General features: G+C 60.0%; 14 protein-coding genes and 1 tRNA gene. All 15 read right to left on the bottom strand.

Translation table 11 applies throughout. The features are described 5' to 3' along the window. Nucleotides 1-164 precede the first annotated feature (164 nt). On the bottom strand, nucleotides 165-722 hold the full coding sequence (locus P1S46_05275; GenBank protein MDF1535899.1) for a ribonuclease HI family protein: 558 nt from the start codon (nucleotides 720-722) through the stop codon (nucleotides 165-167). Beyond that, a complete protein-coding gene (locus P1S46_05270) occupies nucleotides 706-1404 on the bottom strand; it encodes a C4-type zinc ribbon domain-containing protein (GenBank protein MDF1535898.1) in 699 nt (232 codons plus the stop codon). Before P1S46_05270 ends, P1S46_05275 begins: the two co-directional genes overlap by 17 nt. A 51-nt stretch (nucleotides 1405-1455) precedes the next feature. Next, nucleotides 1456-2574 carry a Nif3-like dinuclear metal center hexameric protein gene (locus P1S46_05265; protein MDF1535897.1) on the bottom strand — a complete coding sequence of 373 codons (1119 nt, stop codon included), beginning with the start codon at nucleotides 2572-2574 and terminating at the stop codon, nucleotides 1456-1458. Between the two features lie 193 nt (nucleotides 2575-2767). After that, a tRNA-Ile gene (locus P1S46_05260) sits at nucleotides 2768-2844 on the bottom strand. A gap of 161 nt (nucleotides 2845-3005) precedes the next feature. Beyond that, on the bottom strand, nucleotides 3006-4883 hold the full coding sequence (gene rpoD / locus P1S46_05255) for an RNA polymerase sigma factor RpoD (GenBank protein ID MDF1535896.1): 1878 nt from the start codon (nucleotides 4881-4883) through the stop codon (nucleotides 3006-3008). Beyond that, nucleotides 4880-6673, bottom strand: a complete 1794-nt coding sequence (dnaG, locus tag P1S46_05250) for a DNA primase (GenBank protein ID MDF1535895.1) — start codon at nucleotides 6671-6673, stop codon at nucleotides 4880-4882. Before dnaG ends, rpoD begins: the two co-directional genes overlap by 4 nt. Before the next feature lie 111 nt (nucleotides 6674-6784). Then, on the bottom strand, nucleotides 6785-9163 hold the full coding sequence (locus P1S46_05245; protein ID MDF1535894.1) for an endonuclease MutS2: 2379 nt from the start codon (nucleotides 9161-9163) through the stop codon (nucleotides 6785-6787). Between the two features lie 169 nt (nucleotides 9164-9332). Continuing rightward, complete coding sequence (locus P1S46_05240) at nucleotides 9333-9779, bottom strand: GatB/YqeY domain-containing protein (GenBank protein ID MDF1535893.1); 447 nt, start codon at nucleotides 9777-9779, stop codon at nucleotides 9333-9335. Nucleotides 9780-9781: 2 nt separating this feature from the next. After that, nucleotides 9782-9979, bottom strand: coding sequence for a 30S ribosomal protein S21 (gene rpsU / locus P1S46_05235; GenBank protein MDF1535892.1), 198 nt, complete (start codon nucleotides 9977-9979; stop codon nucleotides 9782-9784). A 214-nt stretch (nucleotides 9980-10193) separates the two neighbouring features. After that, nucleotides 10194-10535 carry a histidine triad nucleotide-binding protein gene (locus P1S46_05230; protein ID MDF1535891.1) on the bottom strand — a complete coding sequence of 114 codons (342 nt, stop codon included), beginning with the start codon at nucleotides 10533-10535 and terminating at the stop codon, nucleotides 10194-10196. A 105-nt stretch (nucleotides 10536-10640) separates the two neighbouring features. Then, a complete protein-coding gene (gene hisIE, locus P1S46_05225) occupies nucleotides 10641-11333 on the bottom strand; it encodes a bifunctional phosphoribosyl-AMP cyclohydrolase/phosphoribosyl-ATP diphosphatase HisIE (protein MDF1535890.1) in 693 nt (230 codons plus the stop codon). 30 nt (nucleotides 11334-11363) lie between these two features. Continuing rightward, entirely contained in the window at nucleotides 11364-12131 is a 768-nt protein-coding gene (gene hisF / locus P1S46_05220) for an imidazole glycerol phosphate synthase subunit HisF (protein ID MDF1535889.1), read from the bottom strand. A 17-nt stretch (nucleotides 12132-12148) separates the two neighbouring features. Next, nucleotides 12149-12889, bottom strand: coding sequence for a 1-(5-phosphoribosyl)-5-[(5-phosphoribosylamino)methylideneamino]imidazole-4-carboxamide isomerase (gene hisA / locus P1S46_05215; GenBank protein ID MDF1535888.1), 741 nt, complete (start codon nucleotides 12887-12889; stop codon nucleotides 12149-12151). Then, nucleotides 12890-13546 (bottom strand): imidazole glycerol phosphate synthase subunit HisH, encoded by a 657-nt coding sequence (hisH, locus tag P1S46_05210; GenBank protein MDF1535887.1) that lies wholly within the window; start codon nucleotides 13544-13546, stop codon nucleotides 12890-12892. Beyond that, entirely contained in the window at nucleotides 13543-14133 is a 591-nt protein-coding gene (gene hisB / locus P1S46_05205) for an imidazoleglycerol-phosphate dehydratase HisB (protein MDF1535886.1), read from the bottom strand. The genes hisH and hisB overlap by 4 nt, the downstream gene beginning before the upstream one ends. Nucleotides 14134-14415: the final 282 nt, after the last annotated feature.

Below are 14415 nucleotides of genomic sequence, written 5' to 3'. Positions count from 1 at the left end.
GATCTATCAGCAGTCATTGTAAGGAAAGGGGAAACCACGCTTTCCCCTTTCCGGAGCGAAAAGTCCCGGATCGGACTTTTAAAGACCACGGCCGACAAACTTTTACGCAGCGTGTCAGGGTTTTCCGACACGCTGCTAGACACTGGCGAACAGAGCCATGGACGCTACAGAGAAACGGGTCCTTTTGCGTCAATGGCCATATTCGCCATCCGGTCCGCTTCTTTATTCTCTTCCCTCGGAATGTGCGTGAGAACGCTTTTCCTGAACCCGGAGAGCTGCTTGATGGCAGAGAAGTAGAGGTCTACCAGGGAGAGGCTTCTTACCTTGTACTGGCCGTTGAGCTGCCGCACCATGAGTTCGCTGTCGGATCTGACTTCAAGTTCCCTTACCCCCATGTCCGCCGCCGCCTTCAGGCCAAGGAGGAGAGCCTTGTACTCTGCCACGTTGTTGGTCGTCTCGCCAAGGTATTCACCCAGCCGCACAACCTTCTTCCCCACCTGAAGGACCACCCCTGCTCCAGCCGGGCCCGGGTTCCCCCTGGCGCCGCCGTCCACGGAAAGAACGGCTGTCTCAAACAGTTCCCGCTCGGGACCGGCAGCCTGGGCCAGGACCCTGCGAAGGTCCTCACGGGTCAGGCCCGGAAAGTCTGAAAGGGTGCCTTCCACGTCAAGGTCCCTTGCAAGACGCCGGATCACAGGACCCGGGTCAGTGCTGGTCTTCATAGATGATCCGTCCGCAGTTGGGGCATTGATGGATCCCGCCCTTGGCCAGGACCTGATTATAAAGCTGGGGAGGGATGGTCATAAAACAGCCGTTGCACACCCCGCCGGAGACACGGACAACACCCTTACCCTTATACGTCTCAAAAACCTTCTGATACTTGGCGAGCAGATCTGGTTCGATGAGGCTCGCCTCCACCTCACGGTTCTTTTCCAGATCCTCCCGCTCACCCTGGATCTCCTTGAGCCGTCCGTCCGCGGCGGTGCGCACCTGGCCGAGGAGTTCGTTGATCTCTTCGATCTTTGAATCTAGTTCCGCCAGACTCTCCACGATAGTAGCCTGTTCCTCGCTGAACTCCTTAAGCTGACCGTCCAGGTCGCCACGTTTCTTCCGGGCTATTTCCGTTTCCCGCTGCACTGCCTGGTACTCCCTCTGGGTCTTGACCGCCAGAGTCCTGGCCTGACAGCGGCGTTGATGCTCCTTGACCTCCCCGAGTTCTTTCGATATCAGGGAAAGCCTCTCATCCAGAGCGCTCAGGGAAGCGCTCACCTGCTCTCTTTCCTTCAACAGCTCCTCGAGAGTTACCTCCTTCTCCTTCAACTTGACCGGGATCTCTCCCTCTTCACGCTGAAACGCGACGATCTTCTCGTCCGTTTCCTGTAAATGAACCAGTCTGTCCAGCATATCCTTCACCTCTTCCTCCTTGGAATATGATAACACTCCGCCCGTGTCCCATCAGGACAGAGAGACGAAGGGGTCACTCTCCCGGGCAAATGTGCTGTCGATCCGCCAACCGCTTTGGGCTATCCGACTGTCGAGCAACGAGGCAAAACGCCTCAAACCGTATCTTTCAGGGGCGAAATGCCCCATGTCGAGTACCGTGATTCCCATATCCCGGGCACTTCTCGCGTCGTGGTATTTCATGTCTCCCGTGATAAAGAGCTGTGCCCCTGCGGACACGGCCGCTCCCAGGAGAGAAGAGCCGCTGCCGGCACAGACGGCAACCGTCTTCACCTTGCGCCCCCGTGTACCCACAAGCCGGGCGGTGTCGACCTTGAGGGCCGACTTCAGCCTGGAAGCGATCTCGCCGACAGATGTTTTCCCTTCCAGGGTGCCCACGAGGCCCATCCCGGTGGAGCTTTCCGCGGATTCGAGCGGGTACGCATCCAGTGCCGGCTCCTCGTAGGGATGGGTCCTCCTGATCGATTTAAGGACCGTGGCCAGCACATCGCCTTTGACGATCAGCTCCAGCCTGAACTCGTCAGCCTCCTCGAAACGGCCAGCCTCTCCCCGGGCGGGGCCGGACGCGTCTTCGCCGAAAAAAGTGCCGACTCCCCGGGTGGCGAAAGAGCAGTGAGAGTAGGAACCGATGTGGCCCGCCCCGGCATGAAAGGCAGCATCACGCACCTTTTCCAGGGACCCTGCCGGTACGAAAGCGACCACCTTGAAGCCATCGGACCCGGTGCCGGAAAGGACCTTCGTGTCCTGCAGACCGGCCAGGCGCGCCAGCTCAACGTTGATACCAACAGGTGACGCGTCCAGATTGGTGTGGACGCTGTAGACGGAAAGGCTCCCCTTGACCGCCGTGACGAGGGGCTTGCCCTTTGTACCCGTAATGGCACGATGGTCCAGGGGTTCAAAGATCATGGGGTGGTGAGAGACCAGCAGGTCCACGCCCTTCCCCACTGCCTGGTGGACGACCTCTAAACCGGCGTCCAGGGCATACATGATCTTTTTTACCTGAGCAGCCGGGTCCCCGCACTGCAGGCCCAGAGGATCGCCGGCCATGCCGATTGAAAGCGGAATGATCTCTTCGATAAGTGTAACGATCTGTCCAACCGTTGGAGCTTTCATTCACATAATATCCAAAATAAAAAAGGTGCACTCGCTTCGAGTGCACCTGGTCTTCTGGCGTCAGGGCTTAAGACAACTTTCCCGGTTCTCTCCGGGGACCCTCATGGGTGGACCCCCTTTTCAGGACAACCCTCGCCCTCCCCAAAAAAACTCCCTGTTCTATATTTATCCGGCAATGCGTCACCTCTGTTTTTGGTGGGCCCACTCCGACTCGAACGGAGGACCTACCGGTTATGAGCCGGTGGCTCTAACCAACTGAGCTATGGGCCCAACGAAACTTGATATCTTGAATCGCCTCGTCTGTCAACAACCTTAATAGCTTCCGTGGCAATTCAAGACACACAAGACACGGAGAGGGGGAGAAGGGGTGACGCGGAGAAAGATCAAGGTTTTCCCCGTGTCGCCGCGTCAGGATTGAGCAGCGAATCGGCTCAATCCTCGTAGAACGGCTTTAACTTCTTGCACCTGCTCGGATGCCTCAGCTTCCTCAGCGCCTTCGCCTCGATCTGCCTGATCCTCTCCCTGGTGACGCTGAAGTTCTGACCCACCTCCTCCAGGGTGTGATCGGTGCGCTCGTCGATTCCGAACCGCATCTTGAGCACCTTCTCTTCCCTGGGTGTAAGAGAGTTGAGGACTCCTCGCACCTGCTCCTTGAGGCTGGCATGGACCACAGCATCGCCGGGTGAGATAACCTTTTTGTCCTCGATGAAATCGCCCAGATGGCTGTCCTCTTCCTCGCCGATGGGGGTTTCCAGGCTGATCGGTTCCTTGGCTATTTTCAGGACCTTCCTCACCTTGTCCAGGGGCAGGTCCATCTTCTCCGCGATCTCCTCGGGCATGGGCTCCCTGCCCAGTTCCTGGACCAGCTGCCTGGAAGTCCTGATGAGCTTGTTGATGGTTTCGATCATGTGGACCGGTATCCGGATGGTCCGGGCCTGATCGGCAATGGCGCGAGTGATCGCCTGACGGATCCACCATGTGGCGTAAGTGGAGAACTTGTAGCCCCTTCGGTACTCGAATTTGTCCACCGCCTTCATAAGCCCGATATTCCCCTCCTGGATGAGATCCAGGAACTGCAGTCCACGGTTCGTATATTTCTTGGCGATGCTGACGACCAGGCGCAGGTTCGCTTCCACCAGCTCCTGCTTGGCATCGCGGGCCCGGATCTCAGCCTGCCGGATCTTTTCCCCGTCCGCCAGAATATCGTCGCAGCACATGCCGGTTTCGATCTCGATCTCTTTCAGGCGCTTGCGGGCATCCCGGAACAGCTGGCGGTAGCTTGTCAGCTGGGCGATAGACATCCCGGCTTCCCGGGCTGCCGTTTTGGCCTCTCCGTCGCGCGCTTTTTTAAGAAGCTGCCCCATCCGCCACTCGCTCATCCCGGTCCGGTTGTAAATGCTGTCCATGCGGTTCCGGTAATGGAGGACCTTTTCCCGCAGAGCCGTCACCCTGGAAGCGAACCGCGAAACCTGTCTGGTGTTCAGCCCCATGTTCCTGATGTCCCGGGAGGTATCTGTCCGGGTACGCTGGATCCTCCTGGCGATCTCTGCCGCCCTTTTCCTGGACGCTTTTTGGGCTTCTTTTTCCAGGGATTGTACCCGCTCGACACGGCGCACGATGCGCTTGATGACCTTGAGAGCATCCTTGAGATTCTCGGCCTCCCGTTCCAGGACCTTTTCCCGTGCCTCCTCGACCGAGAGCTCCTCCACCTCATCTTCAAGGCCCTCACCGTCATTATCTTCGTCTTCGCTGTCGTTCTCTTCCGGCGTCTCCTCGGTGTCGTAAAGGGACTCACGGACCTTTATCTCCCCGGATTCCAGTCTCTCTCCGAGTGCGATGAGGTCCCTGATGCAGAGGGGATTGACCGAGACGGTCTCAAGGACTTCCATCTCTCCCTGCTCGATCCGCTTGGCGATCTCGACTTCGCCTTCCCGCGTGAGAAGGTTGATCTGCCCCATCTCCTTGAGATAGAGCCTGACCGGATCGTCGGTGCGGCCTGTCAGGGTGCTTGGCCCGGACACCTTTACGGCGGGCCCGGGCTTTGATTCCGTTTCGAGGTCTTCGTTCTCGCCCTCTTCTTCCTCGTCGACGGCCTTGCCCTTGACATCCTTTATCTGGATACGCCGGTCCGCATCAACGATATCTATGTCCATATCCCCGAACATCCCGACGACATCGTCGAGCTGGTCAGAGGACGTGAAATCTTCCGGAAGGGCATCGTTCACCTCTTCGTAGGTCAGATAGCCCTGTTTCTTACCCTTGCTGATAAGCTCCCTGATCTCTTTTTGGCCGGACTGGTTCTCTTTCATTCCTGACTTTCACCTCCAGATGAATTCGCCCCTGGCGCAGGTTGCAGACCGCCCCCGGTCTTCAGCAGGCGCAGTTCGGTCTGCAGCCGTTTCCACTCCTCGTTGAGCTCCCGGCTCTCCTGGTTTGCGCCTCGACGAACCGCTTCTGTCAGCCGGTCCCGTGTCTGCCGGATCTTCTCTTCCAGCTTTTCCCGGGCATGTTGAAGCAGCAGATCGTCAAGGGCCTTTTCTGTTCCCTCCAGGGGATCTTCCAGGGCCCATCTGGAGAGCAGATCTTTCCACTTGTCGTTAACCGTGTCGAGAAGAGTTGTAAGGTTAACACCGGAAAAAATTTTATCAACCATTTCCGCAGCTTCAGGTGACTTCATGTTCTCGGCCCGAAGGACTTCCCGCACCCTCGGCACCGTATCCGGCTCCCTGATGAGGATGTGGAGCAAAAGTCGATCCCTGCGGTGGAGACTGATCGGCGGGTCGCCGGAAACCGCCTCATCCCTTACCCGCCCCTTGAGGCTGGCAAGCCGGGCCCTCAAGTCATGCTGCTCGATGCGCAGGGCATCTCCAACTTCCTTGAGATAGGCTCCGAGGCGTGCCCTGTCCCTAATTTTAGCCAAAAACGGGACGATTGCATCAATAACCTGGAAACGCCCGGACATCGTGTCTGCCCCAAGCTCCTTACGTGACTGGTCAAGGGCATACAGGATCACATCCGGCGCTTCGGCGATCCTCGCCGACAGGGCCTCGGTACCGTGCTTCCTCAGAAAGCTGTCAGGGTCCTCACCGGAGTCGAGGGGGGCTACCCGGCACGAAAACTGCTCCGTCAGCAGTATCATCCCGCTTCGCAACGCCGCGCGCCGACCTGCCTCGTCCGAGTCGAACAGGACGACACACCGATCGGTCAGGCGCCTGACTCTCTTCGCCTGGTCCTCGGTGAAGGCTGTTCCAAGGACGCCGACCACGTTCCGGATCCCGCCCTGGTGCAGCGCGATGACGTCCAGGTACCCTTCCACAAGGATCACCTCTCCTGCTTCCCTGACGTGGGGGGCGGCGACGTCGAGACCGAACAGCGAATCTCCTTTCCGGTACACCGGCGTTTCCGGGGTGTTGACGTATTTGGGCATTTCATCCCCGAATACCCGTCCACCGAAACCGAGAACGCGCCCGCTCAGGTCCCGGATCGAGAACACGACCCGGTCGCGGAACCGGTCGTAGGGACCCTTCCCTTCCTCTCCCTGAACAAGAAGCCCCGCCGAAACCCCGGTATCCGTTCCGATCCGGTTCTCCTTGAGCAGGTCGGCCACGTTTCTCCACCCCGGGGGAGCGTAGCCGATGCCGAAGGTTCGGCTCACATCGGAATGGATGCCCCTGTCCTTCAGGTACTGTCTCGCCTTTTGCCCCTCCTCCTCCTTCATGAGGAGCCCTGAATAGTATTCGGCCGCAATGCGGTTGGCCGTGTAAAGGGGATCCTTTTTCTCCCTGTTCGTCCCCGCGCCAATAGCGGACTCAGGCAATTCTATTCCGGCCTGGACGGCCAGTTTTTTCAGCGACTCCACAAAGGGCAGCCCCTCGTAGAGCATGACGAACCGGATGACATCCCCTCCGGTGTCGCACCCGAAGCAGTGGAAGACCTGCCGGGCCGGGTTCACCATGAAAGAGGGCGTCTTCTCCTGGTGGAAGGGACACAGGGCTTTGAAGCTGGACCCCGACCTCTTGAGCGCAAGGTGGCCCCCAATGACATTGACGATGTCGCTGGCCTCCTTGACCCGCTCTATGGTGTCGTCGTCGTATTTCATAAATTCAGTCCAAAGTGTAGCGTGTAGTGTGCAAAGGAAGGGCTTTCTGGCAAATGCTCTCAGCAGCTTGTTCATATCTCTGCACTCTGCACTCTGCACCCTGCACTATGTTCATCCCTTAAGTTCCACCACCGTCACACCCGCTCCTCCCTGGTTAAGGGGGGCGGGGCCGAAGGAGGAAACCCTCGGATCTTTTTTCAGGGCATCACTGATCGCCCGTTTCAGGGCTCCTGTACCCTTGCCGTGCACGATACGTATGGAACGGTCAGGGTCCATGGACAAAAGGTCCAGGAGGCGGTCCACCGACTCCAGGGCCTCATCCACGGTCTTGCCCAGAAGGTTGATCTCGGAAGGCACTTCCGTTGAGCCGTGATAGGAGGCAGGGGTGACGACCGGCTCCACCTTTTCTCTTTCTCCCTTCTCCCTTCCCCCTTCTCCCTTTCCTCTTTTCCCCTGGGTTATAGCCACCAGGTCGTTCAATCTGACCCTCATCCGGATGTCTCCGGCCAGGACTTCCGCCTCCCCGGAGCCGTTGACAATCCCGGTCACCGTCCCCCTGGCACCGAGGGACACGATCTCGACCTGGTCTCCCTCTGCCACCGGGCCCCCTCCCCGCCTTGGCGGTGGTAGCGGCACCCTGCGCATGACATCTTCCTCCATCTCACGGACCGCCTCCCGGAGACCGGGTCGGGCGCTCTCTCCTGTGTCACGCACTCCTTTCAGGAGCTTTTTCCCCCTCCCCTCGATATCCCTGATCAGGGCCCTGGCCTCCCACCGGGTCTTGTCCCTGATCTCCTGGACCTGCGCTGCCAGGGCCCTTCTCTCCTCCTGTATCCGCATCTGCTCATCCCTGAGACTGCCTGAGATCTGTTCGGCAAGCTCCCGGGCTCTGGACTCCCTGTCAAGCTCCCCTGCCAGCTGTCCGAGAAGAACGTCCACGTGAACGGCACCGCTGCCCATGAGCTCACGGGCCCTTTTGAGGACCCCGGTTTCAAGACCCAGTCGGTCTGCGACATCCAGAGCGTGGCTCCTGCCAGGGGTTCCCATGCGCAGCCGGAATGTGGGCTGCAGTGTCGCGGCGTCGAATACGGTGGACGCGTTGGAGGCGTAAGCCGCCCTGTAGGCGAACTCTTTCAGCTGGTTATGGTGGGTCGTGACCACCGTACAGGCACCCTTGTCATTGAGGGTTTCCAGAAGGGCGATGCCCAGAGCGGACCCCTCCTGGGGATCGGTCCCGGCTCCAAGTTCGTCCAGGAGGATCAGGGTATCTCCATCAGCCTCCTCCAGGATGTCCGCGATGACCTTCATGTGGCCGGAGAAGGTGCTCAGGTTCTGGGCCAGGCTCTGCTCGTCTCCGATGTCGGCAAAAAGCTTCGCAAAAACCCGGAAGCGGCTCTCGGCGGCCACCGGTACGGGGATGCCGGATTGAGCCATCAGGGTCAAAAGCCCCAGTGTTTTGAGAACCACCGTTTTGCCGCCCGTATTGGGACCGGTGATGGCCAGGGTACTCACCTCGCCGCCGATACCGATGTCCACGGGGACACACCGGATGCCGGGGTCCAGGACAAGGAGGGGATGGCGTGCCTGGACCAGACTCGTCCTTTCCGCGGAAAAGACCGGGATGACCCCTTCAAGGCGGCTCCCCAGGCGGGCCCTCGCCAGGACGTGATCGAGGGTGGCCAGAGAGTGCAGGTTTGTGTTCATAGCGTGGCGGTGTCTGGCGGCTTCGTCGCTCATGGCAGCAAGGGCCCGTTGAACCTCTTCCTGGGCCCTGGCCTCCGACATCGCGAACTGGTTGTTGAGGTCCACAGCGAAAAGGGGTTCGACGAAAACGGTCTGCCCGCTCTGGCTCACGTCCTGAACCACCCCCTCGAAGGACCGGTGGTACTCGGGTTTGGCCGGGACGACGAACCGTCCGTTGCGGAGGGTGACATACTGTTCCTGGATGACCTTGGCCGTCTGCCGTTCACGGATGAACTTTTCCAGTTTCCCGCTGACCCCGTCACGGGCCGACCGGAGCTGGCGCCTCGCCCTGGCAAGCTCGGGGCTGGCGCTGTCAAGGACCTCGCCTTTCGCGGAGATCGACTTTCCAACCCACCGCTCCCAGTCGGGGATGGGGGTCATGGATTCGGTCAGGGCGGACAGCCCCGGGCACCGGCTGCCGGCTGCCTTCAAGGCCGTGCGCGCCCTTCCCACAGCCAGCTGGTTGTGGAGCAGGGCAAGAAGAGACAGAGGGTCAAGAACGACACCTGAGGTTTTCAGACGTGCGAGGATCCCGGAACTGTCCTGGACCTGGTCCAGCTCCAGGTTCTGATCGGACAGGAGATCCATCGCCTCGGCAGTCAGTGCGCACTCCCGGACGGCACCTTCCAGGTCCCGGTGCGGTGCACTCCGGCGAACGACCTGGCGGCCCGGTTCCGAGTGGGCATACCTGGCCAGGTGGGTGAGGATCTCACCGTACTCGAGGACTGTCAGGGTATGAGTGTTCATGCACCCGGCCTGAAAAAATGACGGACTTTTTGCGACCCTGTCAAAGCTGGAGGGATACAGGACCGGTCTTTCCTGTGGATCACGGAGGGCCGTTTAACTCCCGGAAATGTGTCGGGGAGACTCGACACTTTTCTATCACTGGGAACTTGGCCAACAAATTGCCAAGTTCCTAGTCGGAAAGGATCTCCCGGACGATCCGGCTTACAAGCTTGCCGTCAGCCCTGCCCTGCAGTTTCGGCATGAGCTCCTTCATGACCTTGCCAAGGTCCGCTGGCGACCTGGCGCCGATCCCGGTCACGACTTCCAGGACCGTGCGTCTGACCTCGTCTTCCGATATCTGCTCCGGGAGGTACTCTTCCAGGATAGCCAGCTCGGCCGACTCCTTGTCCACAAGGTCCGGCCTTTCTCCCTCGCGGAAGGCCTCGATGCTCTCCCTGCGCCGCTTGGCTGAGGAGGCGACCTCGGCGAGGACCGCCTCTTCCTCCAAAGCCCCTTTTTTCTCGATCTCCCTGTTCTTGATGGAGGCCAGAAGGAAGCGAAGGACGGAAACTCGCGTTCCGTCCTTCGCTTTCATGGATCTTTTCAGATCTTCATTAATGCGATCGATGAGTTTCAATGTTATCGCGTCTGTTTCTTGACCAGCTTGGCCATTTTCTTGCGCGCGGCGATGATCTTCCGCTTGCGCTGGATGCTGGGCTTCTCGTAGTACTCCCGCTTCCTTACTTCGGAGAGAATTCCTGATTTCTCACACTGTTTCTTGAAACGGCGAAGGGCACCCTCGAAGCTTTCATTTTCTCTGACCCTTACACCAGGCATTAACAACCCTCCTTCCAACTTTGGATTTGGTGCAGCGAATAATGATACCAACAAATTCAAATATATCAAGCGGTTTAGCTTTGGATAGAACAAGGCACTAAGAGCGAAGTGCCAAGAATTGCCCTTGCTTCGCGCTGCCGCTGAGAACCGTGCACCCCCACCTCTTATCCTCCCCCCTCAAGTGGGAGGAAGAACCAGGTCAGAAACGACTGATTTAACCCATCCCCACCATCTGCCGTCCCCCCAGCAGGTGCATGTGGAGGTGAAACACCTCCTGCCCGCCCTGGGGGTTGGTGTTGACCAGGACCCGGTAACCGGCCTCGGCCACCCGCCTTTCCCCGGCCAGTTCGGCCGCCTTGAGCATCATTTTTCCAAGAAGCGGTGCATCGGAACCTTCGGGGTCGTTGAGGGTTGCAAAGTGACGTTTGGGGATGAGGAGGATGTGCACGGGAGCCTTGGGACTGATGTCCTCGAAGGCCAGGATATCGTCGTCCTCGTACGCCACCTTGGCCGGGATGTCCCCGGCTACGATCCTGCAGAAGATGCAATCAGACATGAAAGCTCCTTTGCTCACGTTAGTGCGTAGATGCGTTTGTGCGTTAAGCGTAAAATCGCTCAGCGGCGGGCTGTTTCGCCAATACGCACGGACTCACACACGCACCTACGTCCTTTGTTTTTTCTCCTCCAGGCCGGAAGTCCCGAACCTCTTCGCCAACTCCTCCCGCACGTCCTGGGGAGAGACGCCTGCCCCGGCTAGGAGGACCCACGTGTGGTAGATGAGGTCCGCCGTCTCGTGGATCACCTCTTCACGGACACCCCCGGCTGCAGCACCGACAAGCTCGCCTGCTTCCTCGATGACCTTCCCGCCGATGGCCCCGGGGCCCCCTGCCAGCAGCTTTGCGGTGTAGGAGCCCTCTGAGGGGTTTTTCTTCCGGTCCATGACGACACCGAACAGCCTGTCGAAGATCTCCCGGCTCTCCTTGTCGCCGTATACCTCACCGGCGTCAAAGACGGCCTCGCCCACCACCTCCCCCAGCAGGTTGCGATAGAAGCAGGAACGGTGGCCCATGTGGCATGCCGCCACCTCCTGCCGCGCCTTGACCAGGAGACAGTCCGCGTCGCAGTCGAAAAGGATCTCGGTGACGGTCTGTACGTGGCCGGAGGACTCCCCCTTCTGCCACAGCTTCTGGCGGGAACGGGAGAAAAAGTGGGTCAGGCCGGTCTCGGCTGTCTTTTTGACAGCGTCCCCGTTCATCCACGCCATCATGAGCACCTCGCCGTTGTCGGCGTCCTGCACAATGGCCGGGATGAGCCCGTCGGAGTCGAATTTCAGCTGGGTAAGATCGATAGTCAATTGAAGCTCCCTGTTTCACGTTTCACCAATTCAAAGTCGCACCGGCACGCCACGGCTGGCCAGGTACTCTTTTGCCTCCCCTACCGTGTGCTCCTTGAAATGAAAGATGGAGGCGGCCAGGACCGCACTTGCGCCGCCCTGAACGAAGCCGTCGTACAGGTGTTCCAGGGTCCCGACCCCTCCGGAGGCGATGACCGGGATATCCACGCGATCCGCGATGGTCCGCGTGAGCTCCAGGTCGTAGCCGTCCCTGGTGCCGTCCCTGTCCATGCTGGTCAGGAGGATCTCCCCCGCGCCGTACTCCTGCATGCGGGCCGCCCACCCGACCGCATCGATCCCGATCGGGGTGCGACCCCCGTGAACGTAGACCTCCCACGCCATGGAGCTGTCCCGAGCCGGAACACGCTTGGCATCGATGGCCACGACGATGCACTGGGATCCGAACCTCCGGCTGGCCTCCTGCACGAACTCGGGCCTGTCCACGGCTGCCGTGTTGATACTCACCTTGTCGGCCCCGGCCTTCAGGAGGTCCCGGATGTTCTCCAGGGTCCTCACACCGCCGCCCACGGTCAAGGGGATGAACACCGTCTCGGCGGTCTTTTTGACCACCTCCAGGATGATCTCCCTCTTGTCCGAGGAGGCGGTGATATCCAGGAAAGTCACCTCGTCGGCGCCCTGCTCATTATAGGCCGCGGCAACCTCAACCGGGTCCCCGGCATCGATGAGGTTCACGAACCGGACACCCTTGACCACCCTCCCCTCTGTCACGTCCAGGCAGGGGATGATCCTGCGGGCCAGCTCGTTCCTGCCGGAGCTCACAGGGTGTCGCCTTCCTTCTGGATCTCGGTGATGGCCTTCACAAGGTCGATGGTCCCTTCGTAGATGGACCGGCCCAGGATCACCGCCTTGACCCCCTTTCCCTCGAGCTTCGCGGCCGCCGCGAGGTCTTTATGGCTGTGCATCCCCCCCGAAAGGACCACGGGGATGGAGACCGCCTCTGCCAGTTGGGCCGTAGCTTCCAGGTTCGGCCCGGAAAGGGCTCCGTCCCGTGCGATGTCGGTGTAGATGATGTGGCTGGCGCCTGCGTCCTCAAGCTCCCTGGCAAGATCCATGGCGCGCAGTTCCGTGACCTCCTGCCACCCCTGTACTGCTACGAACCCCCCCCTGGCGTCGATGCCCACCGCTATCCGGCCCGGGAACTCGCCGCACATTTCGCGCGGCATTTTCCGGTTCTGGTAGGCGGCTGTACCGAGGATCACCCTGGACACCCCGAGCTGAAGGTAATCTTCCACAATGGCAGCAGTGCGGATCCCGCCTCCCAGCTCGATGGGGATATCAACAGCCTGGAGTATCCTCGAGATGGCCCCAAGGTTCCGCGGTTCACCGGCCATGGCGCCGTCAAGGTCCACAACATGGAGCATCTTCGCCCCCATGTTCTGCCACCTCAGCGCTGTTTCCTCCGGTGAATCCGAATATATCTTGGCCGTTCCCATGTCTCCCTGGTAGAGGCGAACACACTTGCCTCCCTTCAGGTCGATGGCCGGCAGAATCAGCATCTATCCCTCCTTGTGATCAGCCACGATGCGGCTGAAGTTCTCAAGGATCTTCAGTCCGTGCCTGTGGCTCTTCTCGGGGTGAAACTGGGTGGCGAACAGCCGACCGCGAGAGATGGCCGAGCAGAACCTCACTCCGTAATCGGTCCACCCTCCCACCACCGAGTCGTCCTCGGGTACGGCGTAGTATGAATGCACAAAGTAGAAGAAAGACCCCTCCGGAACGCCCTGGAAAAGGGGGCTCTGGCCGGCCAGGTGCAGCCGGTTCCATCCCATGTGGGGCACCTTGCGCCCCTGGCCCGAAGGAAACCGCACAACCCTGCCGGGAACGACGCCAAGCCCCTCGTGCATCCCGAACTCCTCGCTCACGGACAGCATAAGCTGCATCCCAAGGCAGATCCCCAGAAAGGGCCTGTCAGCGGCAATGGCGTCCAGCACCGGTTTGACCAGCCCGGATGATCGCAGGTTGTCCATGCAGTCCTTGAAAGCGCCCACGCCGGGAAGGACGACACCGTCGGCCGAGGCCACAACACCCGGGTCGCCGGAGACCACTGCCCGAACCCCGGCCTTCTCGAGCCCTTTCTGGGCGCTCCTCAGGTTGCCCATCCCGTAATCGACGACGACCACGGTGGGCTTATTCCGGCTGCCGGCGGGCGTCACTCTCCGATCCGGCCCTTGGTCGAGGGCACACCCTTCACCCTTGGATCGTGGGTCACCGCCTGGTCCAGGGCGCGTGCGAACGCCTTGAAAATGGCCTCCGCGATGTGGTGCCGGTTGCGGCCCGCGTCTACTCTGATGTGAAGGTTTGCTCCAGCGTTGCCGCAGAAGGCCTGGAAGAACTCGGGCAGCAGCTCCATGGCAAACCCGCCCATCTCACCGTCGAGGGTGGGCAGGTCTACTGCGAGGTAGGGTCGTCCTCCCAGGTCCAGGGCCACAGTGGCGAGAGCTTCGTCCATGGGGAGGACCACCCAGCCGTAACGGCGGATCCCCTCTGCTGAACCCAGCGCGTCCCGTACGGCAAGGCCCAGGCAGATCCCGACGTCTTCCACAGTGTGGTGGGCGTCCACCTCGAGATCTCCACGGGCGCTGACCGCCAGGTCGAACAGACCGTGGCGGGCGAAAAGCTCCAGCATGTGGTCAAGAAAACCCACACCGGTGGAAACGTCGGCTGTTCCCTGCCCGTCCAGCGTAAGGGCAAGGGTGATCCTGGTCTCCCTGGTCTCACGGACCACCTCACCTTTCCTCATCCTTACCTCCCTGAAAACGATCATCTGAGCTGATCGTTTTCATGAATTTTATGCTTTTAATCAGGCAAACTTCCAAACCGAGCAGAGTCATATACCCCCGGCAAAGCCGGGGGGTTTCCCTAAGTACTAGCCCGGACTAGTCACGAGGTTCTTTTCCGTTCCGGCGGCGTTGCTGAGTCGTTCGCTTGTGCGGAATACTAAAGTATGCCTCCGCGCTCACTCCTAAGTCGCCTTGCCGGAACGAAAAACTCCTCTCGTGACTATGTCCGCTCAACCCCGCCT

The organism is bacterium, from assembly GCA_029210545.1.
Classification (GTDB): Bacteria; BMS3Abin14; BMS3Abin14; order BMS3Abin14; family BMS3Abin14; genus JARGFV01.
This window is presented reverse-complemented; position numbering and strand designations above follow the sequence as displayed.